The organism is Caballeronia ptereochthonis, from assembly GCF_001545075.1.
Classification (GTDB): Bacteria; Pseudomonadota; Gammaproteobacteria; order Burkholderiales; family Burkholderiaceae; genus Caballeronia; species Caballeronia ptereochthonis.
On record NZ_FCOB02000022.1, the window covers coordinates 92,364 to 110,949 of the forward strand.

At 65.5% G+C, this 18,586-nt stretch carries 21 protein-coding genes; 6 read left to right on the forward strand and 15 right to left on the reverse strand.

Annotation, left to right across the window (positions count from 1 at the left end; translation table 11 throughout):
- Positions 1 to 5: 5 nt before the first annotated feature.
- The 5 genes from AWB83_RS22930 to AWB83_RS22950 form a co-directional block, all read right to left on the reverse strand.
- Positions 6 to 1,997: a sensor histidine kinase gene (locus tag AWB83_RS22930; protein WP_167389152.1), complete on the reverse strand. Its 1,992-nt coding sequence runs from the start codon at positions 1,995 to 1,997 to the stop codon at positions 6 to 8.
- Between the two features lie 25 nt (positions 1,998 to 2,022).
- Entirely contained in the window at positions 2,023 to 3,312 is a 1,290-nt protein-coding gene (locus AWB83_RS22935) for a dicarboxylate/amino acid:cation symporter (RefSeq protein WP_087047913.1), read from the reverse strand.
- Positions 3,313 to 3,816: 504 nt separating this feature from the next.
- Positions 3,817 to 4,833 (reverse strand): lipoyl synthase, encoded by a 1,017-nt coding sequence (gene lipA / locus AWB83_RS22940; RefSeq protein WP_087047914.1) that lies wholly within the window; start codon positions 4,831 to 4,833, stop codon positions 3,817 to 3,819.
- Positions 4,830 to 5,651 (reverse strand): lipoyl(octanoyl) transferase LipB, encoded by an 822-nt coding sequence (gene lipB, locus AWB83_RS22945; protein WP_244197853.1) that lies wholly within the window; start codon positions 5,649 to 5,651, stop codon positions 4,830 to 4,832. The genes lipA and lipB overlap by 4 nt, the downstream gene beginning before the upstream one ends.
- Before the next feature lie 82 nt (positions 5,652 to 5,733).
- The gene (locus AWB83_RS22950; RefSeq protein ID WP_087047966.1) at positions 5,734 to 6,060 is read right to left on the reverse strand and encodes a DUF2917 domain-containing protein; all 327 of its coding nucleotides are present in this window, start codon (positions 6,058 to 6,060) and stop codon (positions 5,734 to 5,736) included.
- Between the two features lie 123 nt (positions 6,061 to 6,183).
- Here AWB83_RS22950 and AWB83_RS22955 point away from each other — a divergent pair, with 123 nt between their 5' ends.
- The gene (locus AWB83_RS22955) at positions 6,184 to 7,137 is read left to right on the forward strand and encodes a transcriptional regulator GcvA (RefSeq protein ID WP_087047915.1); all 954 of its coding nucleotides are present in this window, start codon (positions 6,184 to 6,186) and stop codon (positions 7,135 to 7,137) included.
- Here AWB83_RS22955 and AWB83_RS22960 read toward each other — a convergent pair.
- The 10 genes from AWB83_RS22960 to AWB83_RS23010 form a co-directional block, all read right to left on the reverse strand.
- On the reverse strand, positions 7,121 to 7,456 hold the full coding sequence (locus AWB83_RS22960; RefSeq protein WP_087047967.1) for a DUF493 family protein: 336 nt from the start codon (positions 7,454 to 7,456) through the stop codon (positions 7,121 to 7,123). The genes AWB83_RS22955 and AWB83_RS22960 overlap by 17 nt on opposite strands.
- Positions 7,457 to 7,467: 11 nt before the next feature.
- Positions 7,468 to 8,379 carry a D-amino acid aminotransferase gene (locus AWB83_RS22965; RefSeq protein ID WP_087047916.1) on the reverse strand — a complete coding sequence of 304 codons (912 nt, stop codon included), beginning with the start codon at positions 8,377 to 8,379 and terminating at the stop codon, positions 7,468 to 7,470.
- A 28-nt stretch (positions 8,380 to 8,407) separates the two neighbouring features.
- Positions 8,408 to 9,640 carry a D-alanyl-D-alanine carboxypeptidase family protein gene (locus AWB83_RS22970; RefSeq protein WP_087047968.1) on the reverse strand — a complete coding sequence of 411 codons (1,233 nt, stop codon included), beginning with the start codon at positions 9,638 to 9,640 and terminating at the stop codon, positions 8,408 to 8,410.
- Between the two features lie 460 nt (positions 9,641 to 10,100).
- On the reverse strand, positions 10,101 to 10,727 hold the full coding sequence (locus AWB83_RS22980; RefSeq protein WP_087047918.1) for an alpha/beta hydrolase: 627 nt from the start codon (positions 10,725 to 10,727) through the stop codon (positions 10,101 to 10,103).
- Positions 10,724 to 11,053 carry a (2Fe-2S) ferredoxin domain-containing protein gene (locus AWB83_RS22985; protein ID WP_062609073.1) on the reverse strand — a complete coding sequence of 110 codons (330 nt, stop codon included), beginning with the start codon at positions 11,051 to 11,053 and terminating at the stop codon, positions 10,724 to 10,726. Before AWB83_RS22985 ends, AWB83_RS22980 begins: the two co-directional genes overlap by 4 nt.
- A gap of 93 nt (positions 11,054 to 11,146) precedes the next feature.
- On the reverse strand, positions 11,147 to 12,310 hold the full coding sequence (locus AWB83_RS22990) for a VanZ family protein (protein WP_087047919.1): 1,164 nt from the start codon (positions 12,308 to 12,310) through the stop codon (positions 11,147 to 11,149).
- Positions 12,311 to 12,359: 49 nt separating this feature from the next.
- Positions 12,360 to 12,986 (reverse strand): ABC-type transport auxiliary lipoprotein family protein, encoded by a 627-nt coding sequence (locus AWB83_RS22995; RefSeq protein WP_087047920.1) that lies wholly within the window; start codon positions 12,984 to 12,986, stop codon positions 12,360 to 12,362.
- Positions 12,987 to 12,999: 13 nt separating this feature from the next.
- Positions 13,000 to 13,959 (reverse strand): MlaD family protein, encoded by a 960-nt coding sequence (locus AWB83_RS23000; protein ID WP_087047921.1) that lies wholly within the window; start codon positions 13,957 to 13,959, stop codon positions 13,000 to 13,002.
- A 53-nt stretch (positions 13,960 to 14,012) separates the two neighbouring features.
- Positions 14,013 to 14,891: an ABC transporter ATP-binding protein gene (locus AWB83_RS23005; RefSeq protein WP_087047922.1), complete on the reverse strand. Its 879-nt coding sequence runs from the start codon at positions 14,889 to 14,891 to the stop codon at positions 14,013 to 14,015.
- Positions 14,892 to 14,895: 4 nt separating this feature from the next.
- Entirely contained in the window at positions 14,896 to 16,023 is a 1,128-nt protein-coding gene (locus tag AWB83_RS23010) for an MlaE family ABC transporter permease (RefSeq protein WP_087047923.1), read from the reverse strand.
- A gap of 196 nt (positions 16,024 to 16,219) precedes the next feature.
- Between AWB83_RS23010 and relB the strand changes: the two genes are divergently transcribed.
- Genes relB through AWB83_RS23035 form a run of 5 tightly spaced genes read left to right on the forward strand, consistent with a single transcriptional unit; the run spans position 16,220 to position 18,552 of the window.
- Entirely contained in the window at positions 16,220 to 16,411 is a 192-nt protein-coding gene (gene relB / locus AWB83_RS23015) for a type II toxin-antitoxin system RelB family antitoxin (RefSeq protein WP_087047924.1), read from the forward strand.
- On the forward strand, positions 16,401 to 16,685 hold the full coding sequence (locus tag AWB83_RS23020) for a type II toxin-antitoxin system RelE/ParE family toxin (protein ID WP_087047925.1): 285 nt from the start codon (positions 16,401 to 16,403) through the stop codon (positions 16,683 to 16,685). Before relB ends, AWB83_RS23020 begins: the two co-directional genes overlap by 11 nt.
- Complete coding sequence (locus AWB83_RS37545) at positions 16,682 to 16,807, forward strand: hypothetical protein (RefSeq protein WP_279629095.1); 126 nt, start codon at positions 16,682 to 16,684, stop codon at positions 16,805 to 16,807. The genes AWB83_RS23020 and AWB83_RS37545 overlap by 4 nt, the downstream gene beginning before the upstream one ends.
- A 48-nt stretch (positions 16,808 to 16,855) precedes the next feature.
- Positions 16,856 to 17,746 carry a biotin--[acetyl-CoA-carboxylase] ligase gene (locus AWB83_RS23030; RefSeq protein WP_087047926.1) on the forward strand — a complete coding sequence of 297 codons (891 nt, stop codon included), beginning with the start codon at positions 16,856 to 16,858 and terminating at the stop codon, positions 17,744 to 17,746.
- Positions 17,743 to 18,552, forward strand: a complete 810-nt coding sequence (locus AWB83_RS23035) for a type III pantothenate kinase (RefSeq protein WP_087047927.1) — start codon at positions 17,743 to 17,745, stop codon at positions 18,550 to 18,552. The genes AWB83_RS23030 and AWB83_RS23035 overlap by 4 nt, the downstream gene beginning before the upstream one ends.
- Positions 18,553 to 18,586 lie beyond the last annotated feature (34 nt).

Genomic DNA, 18,586 nt, shown 5'->3' on the forward strand with positions numbered 1-18,586 from the left:
ATGTTTTACGCGCGACGCAGCGTCAGCACGAACTCCGCGCCATGAGAGTGATCGGCGTCGGCCTGCGTGCCGCCTTCGGGCCCGTCCGCGACGATCGGCGCCTCGCGATTGCGCGCGACGAGCGTGCCGCCGTAGTCGCGCGCGATCGCCGATGAAATCGCAAGTCCCAGACCCAGTCCGTGGCCCATTTCCTTCGTCGTGAAGAACGGCTCGAAAAGGCGCGGCAGCGCGTCGGCGGGAATGCCCGGACCATTGTCGCGCACGATGAGCTCGATGGCGTCCGCGCGCGCATCCAGTTCGATGACGATGCGCGGCTTGTCGCACGAAGCGACCGCATCGAGCGCGTTACCGACCAGGTTGATCAGCACCTGCTCCAGCCGCAAGTCCTCGCAGCGCGCGTAGAGGGGCGCGCTATCGCCCATGAGCTCGGGCGCGATGTCGACCACGACATTCCTCATGCGCGGACGCAGCATCGAGAACACGTTGCGCAGCGCCCGCGCGACGTCCGCGCGCGCGTTCTTCGGCCGCGCCTTCGTGACGAACAGCTTGAGCTGGTTCGTGATGTTGCCCATGCGCTCGGTCAGCGACGCAATTGCTTCGAGATTTTCGCGCGCCGCCGCCTGATCGCCGCGTTCGATCAGGACGCGCGTGTTGTCGGAGAAACTGCGCAAGGCGGCGAGCGGCTGATTCAGTTCGTGCGTGATGCCCGCCGCCATCTGGCCGAGCGCCGCGAGCTTGCTCGCCTGGATGAGCTCGTCGTGCGCGGCGCGCAGATCCTGTTCGGCGCGCGTGCGTTCGTTCACTTCCCTCGTGAGCTGCGCGTTCGCCTCCGACAGATCCGCCGTGCGCTCCGCGACGCGCTGATTCAGCTCGGCATAGGCCGTTTGCAGCAGCTCGCGGCTGCGGATCATCTCGCGCACGCGCGCGCGCCGCATGCGCCAGTAGAACGCGAGCAGGCACAGCGACACGAACACGAGCGCCGTCACGATCACCGCGTTCTGCGCGGCGCTTTCGACGGGATCGAGCGGCGCCATCGTGATGAGCTGCCAGTCCGGCTCGCCGATCGCGCGATGCGTCGCGAGAAACGCCGGCGCATTGCGCCCGCCGCCGACGCGCACGATCTGCGCACCGCCTTCGAGCGTCTTGACGATGGTCATCGGCAAGGGCGTGATGGCTTGCTGCGCGTACTGGCGCGTCGCATAGACGGACGCCTCGATGTTCTGCGGCAGCGGCCGCACCGTGTGATATTTCCACGCGGGCACCGACGACAGGAAAATCACGCCGTGATCGTCGGTGACGATGAGCGGCTCGGACGCATCGGCGCCTTGCAGCCATTCGAGATTGAGCTTCACCACCGCCACGCCGAGGATCTCGTGCGTGCCTTCGCGATACACGGGCTGCGAGATGTAATAGCCGGGTTCGGTCGAGATCGTCCCGATCCCGAAGAACCGGCCCACGCCGCCGTTCACGGCATCGACGAAATATGGCCTGAAGCTGTAGTCCACGCCGACGAAGCTGTCCGCGCCGTTCCAGTTGCTCGCGGCCACGCAGATGCCCTTCGCGCGGATCAGATACGTGACCGTGGCGTGCGCGCGCGCATTGAGATCTTCCAGGTAACGGTTCGCGCGATCGACGTTGGCCCGATCGGGATGGTCGAGCACGTTCTGCACGACCGGATGATGCGAGAGCAGATACGGCAGATATTCGTAACGGTCGAGCGTGCTCTTGAGCGTGCTCGTCGTGCGATCGACGCGGCTCGCGGCATTGAGCCGCAATTCGTCGATGCCGCGCTGCCACGCGACGTGCCAGGTGAGCGCGCAGCACGCCACGAGCGCGGCGAAGAGCGCGAAGAACACGAGGATGCGGCGCGTCACGTGAGCAGATTCCCGCGAATGAGGATCTGTCATTGTGGCATACGCGCCTTCCGGGTAAGGCTGGGAAGCGGCCGGAAACGACTGCGGCGAAGCGCTCGCAGACTGAGGCTTCGCCGCTTGCATGATCGCTTCCGGATGGTGACGTTGCTTAGACGGACTTCACTTCTTCGGTGTCAGTCACGTCGACTTCGCGCGACAACGCCGCTTTCAGCTTCGCGCGGTCCAGCTCATGCTCCCACGCCGACACGACCACCGTCGCCACGCCGTTGCCGACGATGTTCGTCAGCGCGCGGCACTCGCTCATGAATCGGTCGATGCCGAGGATCAGCACCATGCCGGCGAGCGGAATGGTCGGCACCACGGCGAGCGTCGCCGCGAGCGTGATGAAGCCCGCGCCGGTCACGCCGCTCGCGCCCTTCGACGTGAGCATCGTCACCGCGAGCAGCGTCAGCTGCTGGCCCCACGTGAGGTCGGTGTTGGTCGCCTGCGCGATGAAGAGCACCGCCATCGTCATGTAGATGTTGGTGCCGTCGAGGTTGAACGAGTAGCCCGTCGGCACGACGAGGCCCACGACCGAGCGCGAGCAGCCGAGCTTTTCGAGCTTGAGCATCAGTTGCGGGAGCGCGGCTTCCGAGGAGCTCGTACCGAGCACGATCAGCATTTCTTCCTTGATGTAGGCGACGAAGCGCAGGATCGAGAAGCCGACCATGCGTGCGATCGCGCCGAGCACCACGACGACGAACACGATCGACGTGAGATAGAACGTGCCGATCAGCTTGAGCATCGGCAGGAGCGAGCCGATGCCGTACTTGCCGATGGTGAACGCCATCGCGCCGAACGCACCGATCGGCGCGAGCTTCGTGATGATGCCCACCATGCCGAACAGAATGCTCGACAGGCCTTCGATGAACGTCGTCACCACGCGGCCGCGCTCGCCGATGTGCGCGAGCACTGCGCCGAACAGCAGCGCGATCAGCAGAATCTGGAGGATTTCACCCTGCGCGAACGCCGAAACCAGCGTGTCCGGAATGATGTGCAGGAAGAAATCGACCGTGCTCTGGCCGTGCGCCTTGGTCGCGAAGGAATCGACGGCCTTGTGGTCGAGCGTGGCCGGATCGACGTTGAAGCCGACGCCGGGCTTGAGAATGTGCGTCGCGGCGAGGCCGAGGATCAGCGCGAACGTCGAGACGATTTCGAAATACAGGAGCGCCTTGCCGCCGACGCGCCCGACCTTCTTCATGTCCTCCATGCCGGCGATGCCGGTCACGACGGTACAGAAGATGATCGGCCCGATCACCATCTTGATGAGTTTGATGAACCCGTCGCCGAGCGGCTTCATGTCCGTGGCGAGCGAGGGATAGAAATGCCCGAGCGCGATGCCGATGATGATCGCGATGATCACCTGCACGTACAGGACTTTATGGATAGGTTTTTTCACGATGGTTCCAGGCGATAACAAGCAGTTGGCAAAGGTACAGCCAGCGGCAGGCCTTGACGCGTGGGAGCGTTGTGGTGCGCGGTGAGTCCGTGGGATGCGCACGTCGAATCGCGCCGCGTAAGCGATAGCCGCTTCGTCGACGGATTCAGGGACGTTTGGATGCGAGAGGGGTCATCGGCTTGTCTCCTTGACTTTTATGGGCGGCTCGCAGGCCGTGGCTTTCTTATTGCAAGGGCGATGCCAGTTTTATTCGATTGCAGACCATTGATTCGATGGGATATTTTTGGTCGAACGCTTAGGCGGAATCCGACTTTCCGGAAATCCGGAATTCGGGCGTCCGGCGATCTGGAAGGCCCGCTCATCCGGGGCAGAGGTCAAGTCTTGCTTGCATACCGGCTTTCGCCAACTATCAAGCGTTGCTGGCAGGTTCGAATTGGCTGCACGACGTCCGAAAAAAAACCCACGGTCGCCCGCGGGTTTTCGTCGCGCAAGAGCAGGAAGCGCTCAAACCACGCCCGCCCCATGCGCCTGCAGGTCCGCGTGATAGCTCGACCGCACCATCGCGCCGACGGCCGCGTGCGTGAAGCCCATCTTGTACGCTTCTTCCTCGTACATCTTGAACGTATCCGGATGCACGTAAGCCCGTACCGGCAGATGGTGCTCCGACGGCTGCAGATACTGGCCGATCGTCAGCATGTCGACGTCGTGCGCGCGCAGATCGCGCATCACCTGGAGAATTTCCTCTTCCGTCTCGCCGAGGCCGACCATCAGGCCCGACTTCGTCGCGACTTCCGGATGCAGCGCCTTGAAGTCCTTCAGGAGCTTGAGCGAATGGTGATAATCCGACCCCGGACGCGCTTCCTTGTACAGACGCGGCACCGTTTCGAGGTTGTGGTTCATCACGTCCGGCGGCGCGGCGGTCAGAATGCCGATCGCGCGGTCCAGCCGGCCGCGGAAGTCCGGCGTCAGAATCTCGATGCGCGTTTCCGGCGAATGCTCGCGAACCTGCCGGATGCACTCGACGAAGTGCGCCGCGCCGCCGTCGCGCAGGTCGTCGCGGTCGACGGACGTGATCACCACGTATTTCAGCTTCAGCGCGCCGATCGTGCGCGCGAGGTTCAGCGGCTCGTCCGCATCGAGCGGATCGGGGCGGCCGTGTCCGACATCACAGAACGGGCAGCGGCGCGTGCACTTGTCGCCCATGATCATGAACGTCGCCGTACCCTTGCCGAAGCATTCGCCGATGTTCGGGCAGCTCGCCTCCTCGCACACCGTATGCAGGTTGTGCTCGCGCAGGATCTGCTTGATCTCGTAAAAGCGCGAGTTGCCCGTCGCCGTGCGCACGCGAATCCAGTCCGGCTTCTTGAGCTTCTCGATCGGGATGACCTTGATCGGAATGCGCGAGGTCTTCGCCTGCGCCTTCTGCTTCGCGGTGGCGTCGTAGGAAGCAGCGGGCGTAGCCGATGAAGTCGACGAGACGGGAGCGGTATCGCCAGCCAGGTTTGCGGTTGCGTCAGTCATTCGGTCGATCCGGTTGTTGCAGCGGGACGGTCTTCCACCGTCGTGCCGTCTTGCGGTTGAGCGGCGCTTGCGGGGAGGCCACCGATTTGATGTGCCAGCCGTTCGGCCAGCAGGAGGGCTACGTCGCGCCAGCCGGCCGCGACGCCGAGCGTCGCCATGTCGACCGTTTCGAGTCCCGCGTAGCCGCACGGGTTGATTGCGAGAAACGGCTGCAAGTCCATGCTCACATTGAGACTCACGCCGTGATAGCTGCAGCCGTTGCGAATCTTGAGCCCGAGCGCGGCGATCTTCGCGCCCAGATGCAGGCCGTGCAAACGAACGTTCGCGCCTTCTTGCACCTGCTGCGCCGAGGGCTGCGCGACATAAATGCCGGGGGCGCCAGCCTTGCGATCGGTGGCGAGATTATACGATGCGAGCGTTTCGATCACAGCCTCTTCGATGCGCCGCACCAGCTCGCGCACCATCAGCTTGCGGCGACGCAGGTCGATCAGCAGATAAGCAACGATCTGCCCCGGTCCGTGATACGTGATCTGCCCGCCGCGATCCACCTTGACGAGCGGGATGCCGCTGTCAGCCAGCAGCAAATGCGCGGGATCGCCCGCCAAGCCGAGCGTGAAAACGCGCGGATGTTCGACGAGCCAGATTTCGTCGGGCGTGTCGGCCGTGCGGGCGTCGGTGAACGCGCGCATCGCGTCGAAGCTTTGCTGATAGGGTTCGAGGCCTCGCCAGCGCAACGCGACCGGATAGTCACCGGAACTGAGCACAGTGTCGGGCGCGTCGTCGATGTCTTGTGGGAGTGCGAGCGGTGTGGCGGGCATGGTCCCGGTAGTTTACCGAAATCGACCCATGCCCGCCGATGGTGAATTCGCATGCTGTCGATGGCAAATTCGAATAGTTGCGTCAGACCGTCCGCCATCCGGAGCGCAAGCGCTGCCCGAGACGCTCGATGCGCGTCGAGAGCCAGCGCATCGCGCGTTCGTCGCAACGCGGCAGGATCGTGAAGACGACGTACGCCGGCCGGTCGCCTTCGACCGAAAGCCACAGCCGCTCGCGCTCGCGCAGCTTCAGATCGTCGCCGGGCGCGAGCCAGTAATCCTCGATGTCGTTGCTGCGTGTCGCCCAGACGGGGTTGCCGTGCACCGTCAGGCGCGTGCCGCGGGCAATGCGCATCGGCACGGTTTCGCCGGGCTTGATTTCGAAGGTGACACTTGTTGATATTTCTCGCATGATCCACTCCGCCAAGGGAACGTTTCGGTGACTACAATCCTAGGCGTGGCAAGGCATTGGGCAAAACGATCAATTTTCACCGCTATGTGAGCTGTATTGACAACCACACCCGCGACCATCCATATGGACCTCCGCCAGCTTCCTGCCCTTAACGCGCTGCGCGCCTTCGAGGCCGCCGCCCGTCACGAAAGCTTCTCCCGCGCCGCCGACGAACTGTTCGTCACGCACGGCGCGGTCAGTCATCAGATTCGCGCGCTGGAGGCGGAGCTCGGCGTGTCGCTTTTCGCGCGCGACGGCAAGCGGGTGCGCTTGACCGATCGCGGCAGGCAGTACGCCGCCGAGGTGCGCGCGGCGCTCGTGGCGCTGGCGGAATCGACGCGCCGCATCCGCTCGGGCGATCGCGACCGGCGGCTGATCGTGTCGATGCTGTCGTCGTTCTCGGCGCGGTGGCTGACGCCGCGCGTGGGGCGGTTCATCGAGAAGCATCCGGAAATCGACCTCGAATTGCTGTCGACCAACGCGCTCACCGACTTCAATCGCGACGACGTGGATGTCGCAATCCGTTTCGGCTACGGCAAGTACGCCGGCCTGCATACCGAGGAACTGCTGGACGAAGTGTTCTTTCCGGCGTGCTCGCCGAATTTCCGGGGCGGCGAACTGCCGCGCGTGCCGCAAGATCTGGCGAACGTGCCGCTCTTGCGCTCGGACGAGGAATTGTGGCGGCCATGGTTCGACGCGGCCGGGCTCACGGATTTGGCGGAACCGAAGCGCGGCGTCTTGTATGAGGATTCGTCGAACCTGCTCCAGGCGGCCATGGACGGCCAGGGAATCGCGCTCGTGCGGCGCTCGCTCGCGATGCAGGAGATTCTCGCGGGGCGCCTCGTGCGGCTATTCAACGTCGACGGGCCGAGCCCGTGGAAGTACTACTTCGTGTGCCCGCCCGCGCTGCTCGAAACAGCGCGCGTGCAGGCATTCAGGGAGTGGATCGTCGGCGAGGCCGAGCAGTTCAGGTTGCTCTACGAGCGCACGCCGGCGGTGTGCGATGCGCCCGCGGGCAGGATCAAAGCACTACCTTGACCATCGGATGGCCGGTGAGCGCGCGGTAGATGTCGTCGAGATGAGCGCGATTCTGCGCGCGCACGGTGCAGGTGAGCCCCGTGTAGTTGCCGCCGGAAGACGGACGCGTCTCGACGCGCGACACGTCGAAATCCTTGTCGAACTCCTTGAGCACATTGACGATCGTGTCGTGGAAGTCCGGATGCGACTTGCCCATCACCTTGATCGGGAAATCGCAGGGGAACTCGAACAGCTCGTCGGCGCTGTGCGCGGCGGCGTCGGTCGGATCGGTGGATTGCGGCTTGGAGTCAGCTTTCGAGTCGGATTTGGAATCGGACATGGTTTTCTCCTTCACTTCGCGCGTTTCGCCTCTTCGGTGAACTCCCGCGCCTTGGCTTGCTGGTAGGCGTCGTACAGTGCAGCATAGACCGGACCGGGTCGGCCGTCGCCGACGCTTTTGCCGTCGAGCGTGGTAATCGGCATGACTTCCTTGGTCGCGGAGCTGATCATGATTTCGTCGGCCGAGCGCAATTCGGCTTCGGTGATGTCGCGCTCCTCGAACCGGATGCCGGCCTCCTGCGCCAGTTCCTCGACCAGACCGTAGCGGATGCCTTCCAGAATGCGCGGCCCGCGCGGCGCGCCCAGCAGCGTGCCGTTCTTCACGACCCACACATTTGAGGACGAACCCTCGGTAAGCAAGCCGTCGCGCAACTGGATGGTTTCCAGCGCCTCGTTTTCGACGGCGTGCTGCGCCATCAGCACGTTGCCGAGCAGCGACACCGACTTGATGTCGCAATGCAGCCAGCGCTTGTCCTCCGCGGTCACGGCCACCGCGCCGCGCGAGCGCTCTTCCACGCTCGGGAAGACGAGCTTGCTGATCATGATGAACACGGTCGGCGTGATGTCCGCCGGAAACGCGTGCCCGCGACGCTTCGCGACGCCGCGCGTCACCTGGATGTAGACGAGCGCGTCGCCCTCGCCCGCGTTTTCGCGGATCGCGCGATCGATCAGTGCGCGCCAGCCGGCGTCGTCGAATGGATTGTCGATGCGAATCTTGCCGAGGCTGCGATCGAGCCGCGCGAGATGCTGCTTCAGCCGGAACGGCAGGCGCGCGCCATCGGCTTGCGCGTAGAGCGGCACGACTTCATACACGCCATCGCCGAAGATGAACCCGCGGTCGAGCACGGGAATGCGCGCTTCGGAAAGCGGCCCCCACTCACCGTTCAGATAGACCGTCGGATCGAACACTTCGGCTTGGCTCATCGAGACCGCTCCTTTTTCAGACCATCGGTTACTTGCTGCGCTTTTGCCACATCAGCAGCGCCGAATCCCACAGGCGACCGAACAGGCCCGCCTCCGGCACATCCTGCAGCGCGACGAGCGGGAACTGAGCGATTTCCTTGCCGTCCGCCATCATCTTGACGGTGCCGATCTGCTGGCCCTTCTTGATCGGCGCGACGAGCAGGTCGTTGTGCGTGACCGTCGGCTTGACCTTGTCGCCCAGGCCCTTCGGCACGGTGATGTACTGATCGGTCGTGACGCCGGCCTGCACGTTGTTGGTCGCGCCCTTGTACACGCGCGGCGAGTCGATCACCTGATTGGCCTTGTAGAGGCGCAGCGCGTCGTACGCGGTGTAGCCGTAGTTCAGCATCTTCAGGCTGTCCTGCACGCGGTTGTGCTCTTTCGGCTCGCCCATCATCACGGCGACGAGACGGCGGCTCGCGTCGGGCACGCCGACGAGCGAGCGCTTGGCGGTCGCGATCAGGCAATAGCCGGCGGCCTTCGTGTGGCCGGTCTTCAGGCCGTCGACGGTCGGATCGAGCCACAGCAGGCGGTTGCGGTTCGGCTGCTTGATCTTGTTGTACGTGAAGTCCTTCACCGAGAAGATGCCGTAGTACTCGGGGAAGTCGCGAATCAGGCGCGTCGACAGCACGGCGAGGTCGCCGGCGGTCGTGTAATGCTGCGGATCGGGCATGCCGTTGACATCGGCGAAGTTGGTGTTCTTCATGCCGATGCGCTTCGCCGCCGCGTTCATCAGCTGCACGAAGTTGCCTTCGCTGCCGCCGACGAGTTCCGCGAGCGCGATGGCCGCGTCGTTGCCCGACTGCACGATCATGCCGTACACCAGGTCGTGCACCGTGACCGGCTTGTTCGCCTCGATGAACATGCGCGACTCGTCCGTCCTCACGCGGCGCACGGCCTCGCTCGGCATGACGGTCTGATCCATGTTGATCTTCTTCGTCTTCAGCGCGTCGAAGACGAGATACGCGGTCATCAGCTTCGTGAGCGATGCCGGCTCGACGCGCTCATCGGGATTGCCCGATGCGAGCACCTGATTGCTGGTTGCATCGACGAGCACCCACGAGCGCGCCGTCACGTCGGGCGGCGGGACTTGCGCGAACGCACTTGCGGCTGCCAGTACGGCGGGCAGCACGAGTGCGGCCTTGAAGGCGCGGCGATGAATGGCGGAAGCAGTGGACATGGAAACAGCAGGAACAGACAGGCCGGAAGGGAGAAAGCGCATAGGATCGATCGGCAGAAAAAGCATCGGCGCTTCGTCGATGATCGGGGATCTGGGTCGGCGAAACGCGGGTTGAACAGGCGGACCGTCGATGCCGTCCGCGCACTTCGCCAGAAGGGCGGCACGCGCGGTGCCGCGGCGAAGAAGCGCTCATTCGACAGACGGCCGCGCTATCGGTTCTCAAACGGTTCTCAAACGTTTGGCTTGGGCGTTCGTCGCGTGGACCGGCGCTCGGGGCCGGCGCATCGGCGTCGAACGACGCATCGCGCGACGCCGCTCGAGCGAAACAAAGGCTGCGGCGAAAAAATTCTGCGCCATTATACGCGTCGCGCGCCGCCGGATTCCTGCGAATCTGCCTACATGTCGCGCGAATCGATGCTTTTCGGTACGTCGAAAGCAACGCGGCGCAAGCCTTCGAAAGCCTTGCGCCGCGGGGAATGCTCGGGAACGAGTCGATGACGCGTCAGCGCCACGCATCGACGATCACGCGCTTCAGGATATGCAGCTTGCGGTGGAAGAAGTGCTCGCCGCCCGGAATCACGACGACCGGTAGTTCCTGCGGCCGCGCCCAGTCGTACACGGACTGGATGGGCACGGTGTCGTCCACTTCGCCGTGAATCACGAGCGTGGTCTCGGGCACGGGCACGACGTCCCAGCGGCTCGCCGCCGTGCCGACGAACACCATGCGCTCGATCGGCTTGCCCGCCTCGTGCATGCGCTTCGCGACATGCGACAGCACGAACGTGCCGAACGAAAAGCCCGCGAGCACGATCGGCACGTCGGCTTGGCCCGGCTGCGCGCGCATGTGGTCGATCACCGCGAGCAGGTCGTCCTGTTCGCCGGTGCCGTTGTCGTGCTCGCCCGCGGTCTGCCCGACGCCGCGGAAATTCGAGCGGTAAGTCGTGTAGCCGAGCTGCACGAAGGTGCGCGCGAGCGTCTGCGCGACCTTGTTGTCCATCGTGCCGCCGAACAGCGGGTGTGGATGCGCGACGAGCGCGATGCCCCGCGGCGCGCCTTCCGTGCGATCCAGCGCGACTTCGATCTTGCCGACGGGACCGTCGATCAGGAATTTTTCGGTTTGCGCGTTCATGCCGGTTGATCGATGAGGAGACGTTCGACGACCTTGCCGTTGACCAGATGCGAATCGACGATCTCGTCGATGTCGGTTTCATCGACATACGTGTACCACGTGCCTTCCGGATACACGACCACGACCGGCCCCAGCTCACAGCGGTCGAGACATCCCGCCTTGTTGATGCGCACCTTGCCCTCGCCCGCGAGGCCCAGCTGCTTCACGCGCTTTTTCGCGTGCTCCTGCATGGCCTGCGCGTTGCAGTTCGCGCAGCTCGGGCGCGGCGCGTCGGCGTCACGCTGGTTCAGGCAGAAGAACACGTGATACTTGTAGAAGGAATCCATGAGCGCGATGCGATGAGAGTGTCGGTCGATTATAGCGAGCGATGTTCGTGCCCGCTGCGACCAGAGTGGGCGCTTCGGCGCTTTGCCCCGGTTTCACGCGGAGCGCCGGGCGCGCCGGCGCGCGAGCCAGGCATGCTCCGCCGCCGATGCGAGCCAGCCGAGCGCCGCATAGGGCCACACCCACGAGAGCCAGTGCGCGAGCCCGTTGAAGTGCAGATAGCGCCCCTGTCGCCAGTCGGCGAGCACGATGTCGAAGTACGGATTCACCGGCAGCAGATTGACGAGCGCGAGCGACAGCACGAGCGCGGCGCCCGCGAGGGCCGCGCGCAGCCCGCGCGGCAGCGACACCGACAGCACGCCCGCCACCGTAGCGATGCCGATGCCTTCCAGCGCGCCGTCCGTGGCCCAGTCGAAGGTCAGGCCCGCGCGCGATTGCAGGAACGCGGCGCCCGCTTTCGCGAAGAGCGTCATCGCGATCAGGCCGAGCATCAGCCGGATGCGCGGTGCGCGCCTGCGCGTGAGCAGCGTCGCGAGCACGAGCGCGGCGAACAGGCTGCTCGACGTGATGAGCGCTTCCCACGCGTCGTCGGGCAGGAGCGCGCCGAGCCGGTCCGGCCAGCTTTCGACGTCCCACGCGGCGGGCGTCCACGCGAGGATCGCGTCCTGCATCGCTGGATCGAGCCCGTCCCACAGCGCACGCGGCAGGTCGCCGCCGCCGAAGAGATAGGGCGCGGGGAACATCGTCGCGAAGGGCCACAGCGCCGACAGGCCGATGACATACGCCGCGTCGCGCTCGAACCACGTGAAGCGGATGCGCCTGAGCAAGCCTCTGTCGAGCAGCGCGCTGGTCGCGGGCGCGATCAGCACGCCGCCGACAAGGGCGCCGAACGCATTCGCGGCGAGATCGAGATTCGAGGCGACGCGCGTCGGCAGATAAGTCTGGATTGCCTCCATCGTGCCGGAAAGCAGCGCGCCGCCGAGCAGCGCCGCGCCCACGGCGGGCGTGCCGCGAAAGCGCGGATAAAGCGCGAGCACGATCAGCGCGCCGAGCGGCATGTAGCCGAGCACGTTGGTGACGACATCGAAGACCGTCAGATATTGCGGCAGCGGATCGGTGAGATACGCGAACGGGCTGAGCCCGAGCGAGCGCCAGCCGGAAAACGGATACAGCGATCCATAGACGACGAGCGCCGCGTATGCGCCGAGCGCCTGCCGGGAAAACGCCGACGGGCGGCGCTGCCATTGCTTGATCGTCATGAGCCGCCCGGACGCCTCCGCCCTGTGCGGATGGTAAAACAACCCAATATCATCGGGACGCGGAAAGCGGTTGCGCGGCGAGCCACGCGCTGAGTTGAGCGATGACGTCGTCCGATGCGGCGGCGAGCGCCCGCGCCCCGCCGGATGCGTCGCCGGTCGGCGCGGGCGCGCTCGCGGCGAAGCTGCGCTGGCCGACCACGCGCCCCTGCTGCGTGAGCGTCACGCGCACGGACACGAGGCCGTGGCTCTGCTCGGGCGCATCGAAGACCTGCTCGAAGCTCGTCAGTTCGACTTCGAGCAGCGGCACGGCGCGCACCGGATCGGCGCCCGACAGGATCGGGCCGCGCGCCGCGAGCGCCTCGCGCAGGCGCTGTGTCAGCAGTTGCGCGGGCGGCATCGTCCAGTGGCTGTTCGAATAGCTGCCGGTGCGCTGCGCGTCCACGTAGCTCAGGCGATACGCGAAGGCATCGGTTTCGAGGCTGCGCGGCGCGGCCACGGCCAGCACTTTCACCGGCGGCATCGGCAAGGCGCTGGCCGTCGCGTTCGCGGCGGGCGGCGCGCCCAGGTCGTAGTGCGCGTTGGGCATCGCGCTCGGCGTCGATCCGCAGCCTGCGAGCAGCGTGACGCAGGCGAGCGCGCACGCCGCGATTCCTAGTTTCAAATCGAAGTTTGCCATGTCGTTTTCTCGATCAATGCGCCGGCTGCGCGGGCCATGCGAAACCCGGCTCGCCCGGCCCGGGCGCCTGCTGCGGCGCGCCGAACAGCACGCTGCGCGGATTGGTGCTGAACGCGTCGGCGGCGCGGTCGATCGAGCGCGCGGCGGCGCTCACGTCGTCGCTGAACGAATAGAAGCGCGGCAGCGCCTCGAAGCCCACGCGCGCCGTCACGAAGCGCAGCGATTCGTTCATGTCCGAGAGCGCCGCGCTCGCGTCCTCCGCGGCCTTGCCCGCCTTGTTCAGATTGGTGACGAACGGGCCGTCCGGACGATTCAGGTTCTGCACGAGCTGATTGGTCGATGCGAGGGTGGTGTTGATCTGCTTCAGCGTCTGCGGCAATTGCGCCGTCGCGGGCTGGACCTGGCTCGCGAGCGTCGCGATGCCGTCCGCCGCGCCCTTCAGGCTCTTCGTCGTTTCCATGAGTTGATCGCGCACGTCATCGGAGAGGAACTTGTCGGCGTCGTCGGACAGGCGCTCGAACTTTTTCAGGATGATGTCGCCGCGCTGCTGCAGTTGCTCGAACAGGCCCGGACGCATCGGCACCTCGGCGACGTGCTGTGGCGACGACGCGAGCGGGCTGGGGTTGCTGCCGGTGTCGTCGAGCTGCACGAACGCGATGCCGGTCACGCCCTGAAAGCCGAGCGTCGCGAAGGTCGAGTGCGTCATCGGCGCGTTCTGGTCGACGAGAATGCGGATGCGGATCTGCCCTGGATGGGCGCGATCGAAGCGGATCGATTCCACCTTGCCGACGCCCAGACCGCGATAGCGCACGGCGGCGTCCGTGAAGAGCCCGGTGACGTTGGTGCGCGCGATCAGGTCGTAAGGCACGCGCACGGTGCGATCCACGTTGAAGAAGAACACGGCGAACGCGATGGCCAGCACGAGGACGATCGTGAAAAGCCCGGTCCAGAACGCATGTGATTTGTTTTCCATCGGCAGGTTCCTTTGACTTCCCGGCAGCGTCGGCCCCGGGCCGCGTGACGCGGCTACTTGTTGACGGCGATCGGCGCGTCCTCGAGCGCGGCCGCGGGCAGCTTCGCGCGGCGCTCGGGCGGCAACGCCTGCAGCGCGCGGCGTCCGCGCCGCCCGAGAAAATACTCGCGAATGAACGGATGATCCACCGCGCAGGCCTCCTCCACCGGCGCCGCGACGAGCACGCGCTTCTCCGCCAGCACGGCGACGCGCGTGGAAAGCGCGACCATCGTATCGAGATCGTGCGTGACCAGCACGACGGTCAGGCCGAGCGCGCGATGCAGCGTGGCGATCAGATCGACGAACTCGTCGGAGGCCTTCGGATCGAGGCCGGCCGTGGGCTCGTCGAGAAACAGCAGCTCGGGCTCGAGCGCGATCGCCCGCGCGATGCCCACGCGCTTGACCATGCCGCCCGACAGCGCCGAAGGCATCTTGCTCGCGTGCTTGCACGACAGGCCGACCATCTCGAGCTTGAGCATCACGAACTCGCGGATCAGGTCCTCGGGAATCTTGCCGAGCTCGCGAAACGGCTGCGCGATGTTGTCGTACACAGTCAGCGACGAGAACAGCGCGCCTTGCTGGAACATCATGCCGGAGCGCGTGCGCAGCATCTTCGCGGTTTCGTCGTCCATGCGCGCCCATTCCTCGCCGAGCACGCGAATGGTGCCGGAAGTCGGCGATTCGAGCCCGAGAATCTGCCGCACGAGCGTCGTCTTGCCCGAACCCGAGCCGCCCAGCAACGCGACGATCTCGCCGCGCCGCACGTCGAGATTCAGATGCTCGTGGATCACCGTGCGTCCGTAGCGCTTCGTCAGATCGCGTACCTCGATCACCGGCTCCGCGATGACGGGCGGCGGCTGGTGGCGAACGGCGGTGGCGAGCGTGGTCGACATTCGTTTATAGCCCCACGTTCTGGAACAGGATCGCGAACACCGCGTCCGCCAGAATCACGATGGTGATCGACGTAACGACGGACGTCGTCGTGCCTTCGCCGAGGCTCTGCGAATTCGCCTTGATGCGAAAGCCGAAGTGACACGCGGCGAGCGCGATCAGCATGCCGAACACGACGCCCTTGCCGAGCCCGATCCAGAGATTCGCGATCGGCACGACCGACGGCAGCGAGCGGATGAAGAAATTCATGTCGATGGACAACACGAGCTTCGCCGCGAGCGCGCCGCCCGTCAACGCGATGATGTTGGTCCACATGACGAGCAGCGGCATCGCGATGCCGAGCGCGATCACGCGCGGCAGCACGAGCCGAAGGCCGTGCGGGATGCCCATGACCTGCATCGCGTCGAGCTCCTCGGTGACGCGCATCACGCCGATCTGCGCGGTGATGGCGGAGCCCGAGCGCCCGGCCACGAGAATCGCGGAGAGCACCGGCCCGAGCTCGCGGATCACCGACAGCCCGAGGATGTTCACGATGTACTGGTTCGCGCCGAACACGCGCAACTGCTGCGCGGACAGGTAGCTCAGCACGATGCCGATCAGAAACGCGACGAGCGCGGTGATCGCGAGCGCCTGCGCGCCGGCGCTATAGATGTTGGCGGAGATCTCGGTCCAGGGAATGCGCGTCGGACGCCGCACGAGCCCGAAGAGATCGAGCATGAAGCCGCCGAACATCGCGAGGCCGCCGTAGAGATGATCGAAGAACGTGAAGATCAGCTGGCCCAGGCGCGTGACCGGATCGACGCGATCGACGGGCTCGGGCTCCTCGCGCTCGGCATCGAGCAGCGCGACGCGCTCGAAGATTTCGCGCTGCGTATCGGAAAGCGCGATGGTTGCGGGCATCTTCCGTCCCCAGACGCGCCACAGCGCCTGGCCGCCGACGTGATCGAGCCGCTCGACGGAAAGCAGATCCCACTGGCCGATCGCCTCGCGCCCGATGGCGCGCAGCCGTCGCGTGACGCCGCTCTTGGCGCGGTCGCGGGCGAGCGCGAGCGCGGTCCACTGGCCCGAGAGCCGGACCACCTTGCCCTGCTGACCGGCTTCCACTCTTAGGCGCGGCGGCGTGTCGAAGTCCAAGGATCGATGGCGCGGTGAGACGCGGTTAAAGGGGAAAGGACATTGTAGCGAAGGTTGGTTTGGGGGCGGGGGATGGCGGGACGAGCGGAAATCATTCCGAAGTTCCAAGATCCAAGATCCAAGATAGGAATTTCCGCCTTGCGCTGCATTCAAGTCGTTGCGCTATGATGAATCCAACAATTCTGGTGCGAAAGCAATGGACGCAAGACTGGATCCTCTGATTCACGAGTTCGACACCCTGGAAGACGCAGATCGCTATGACAAATGGTTTCGGGCCGAGGTGGAAGCGTCCCTGTCGGACCCTGCACCATCCATCGCACACGATCAAGTGTTTGCTGAAATGGATGCGCTGATCGCAGCAAAACGCAAGGCGAGAAATGCTCGTTGACTGGCGGCCGCGTGCACGTAGGCGGCTCAAGGAAATCTACGAGTACATCGAAGAACGTGACCCACAGGCAGCTGAAAATCTGGTCGGTTTAATCAGGGAAGCAGTCACGACACTGGCGGAAAACCCGTACATCTACCGACGCGGACGCGTTTCGAACACCCGGGAGATGATTGTTCATCCAAACTACCTCGTGATTTACCGCGTGACTGATCGCATCATCGTTCTTAATGTGTTGCACGCGCGGCGTCGTTATCCAACGGACAACGACGTATGACCACCTCCGCGGTGAACCAGATTGAACAGTCGATCACCAGCGAGAAGCATTCGCCATCGCTCGATATCCTCGACAGATACGCTACGGCTTGCGGCAAGACGCTGCGCATCGCGTTCGTGTGACATTCTCGCGGAGGTAGCGATGCTCATCGCGCCGCTACAATACCCGCCATGAACCCACCCTCTCCCTTCGCCCCCGACGCCCCCTGGCGCATCGACCGCACGCGGCTCGTGACACTCGCCGAGCGTCCCGCGCGCGACTGGACCATCGACATCGTCGACGAGACGGGCTCCACCAACGCCGACCTGGTGGAGCAACTGCGCGCCCTGCCGCGTGACAGCGCCGCCGCGCCCACGGTCCGCATCGCGTATTCGCAAACCGCCGGACGCGGACGACGCGGCCGCGCCTGGTTCGCCGAGCCCGGCAACGCGCTGCTGATGTCGGTCGGGTGCGTGCTGAAGCGGCCCATCGAAGGGCTGTCGGGCCTGAGCCTCGCCATCGGCACCGCCGTGCTCGATGCGCTCGCGCGCCTGCCGCTCACGCCGTCCGCGCGGCCCGCGCTGAAATGGCCGAACGACGTCCTGCTCGACGACGGCAAGCTCGCCGGCATCCTCATCGAGACCGCGTGGAACACGCCGAATGCGACGGCCGTGGTAATCGGCATCGGCATGAACCTGCATGGCGCGGAGCAGCTTGCCGCCCGGGTCGACGATGCGAACCGGCTGGCCGCGTCGTCCGCGCCGGGCGCCGCGCCCGCCGCGCTCGCGCGCGCGTGGCCCGATGCGAATCTCACCGACACGCTCGCCGCGCTGCTCAACGCGCTCGACACCGCGCTCCCGCGCTTCGAAACCGAGGGCTTCAAGCCATTCCGCCAGCGCTGGCTCGACGCGCACGCCTGGGCCGGACGCGAAGTCGCGCTGCTCGATCAAGGCAGGGAAGTGACGCACGGCATCGCGTCGGGTGTCGACGACAGCGGCCAGTTGCTGATCGACGCCCCCGAGGGCCCGCGCACCATCGCGAGCGGCGAACTGACGCTGCGGCTGGCCAGGGAGCGTCCGTGAGCGATACACGGTATCTGCTGATCGACGCGGGCAACAGCCGCATCAAGTGGTCGCTCGTCGATGAAGACGGCGCCGCGCTGGCGAACGGCGCATTCGAGCACGCTCACCATTCGAGCGCCGCCGACGACGCCGCGCTCGAGGCCTGGTCGGATCTGGCGACGCCGGCGAGCGCATGGATTTCGAACGTTGCGGGCATGCCGGTGCAAAACCGCATCCAGCGCCTGATCGACGCGCGCTGGGCTGCTCTGCCGCGCACCGTCGTGCGCGCGAAGGCCGAGCAATGCGGCGTGGTCAACGGTTATGCCGAACCGTCGCGCCTCGGCAGCGACCGCTGGTGCGGAATGATCGGCGCGCGCGCCGCGTACCCCGGCGAGCATCTGCTCGTCGCGACCTTCGGCACCGCGACGACGCTCGAAGCGCTGCGCGCCGACGGCGTCTTCACGGGCGGCCTGATCGCGCCGGGCTGGTCGCTGATGATGGCATCCCTCGGCAGCCACACCGCGCAATTGCCGACGCTCGATGCCGCGTCCGCACGCGAAGCGCTCAATCAAACCCGCGGTATGTTCGCCACCGACACCGCCGCCGCGCTCTCGGCCGGATGCCTGCTCGCGCAGGCGAGCCTGATCGAGCGCGCGTGGCATGACCTGAAAGCGGACTGGCAAACCGACGTCCGTCTCGTGCTCGGCGGCGGCGCCGCAAATGAAATCGCGGGCGCGCTCGGCGTGCCGCATATTCGACACGATTCCCTCGTGCTGTCCGGCCTCGCGCTCATCGCGCGCGACGCGACGGCGCGCCATTCTTCCTGATTTGCTGACCAACGGACCAAAGGACGGAGCCCAC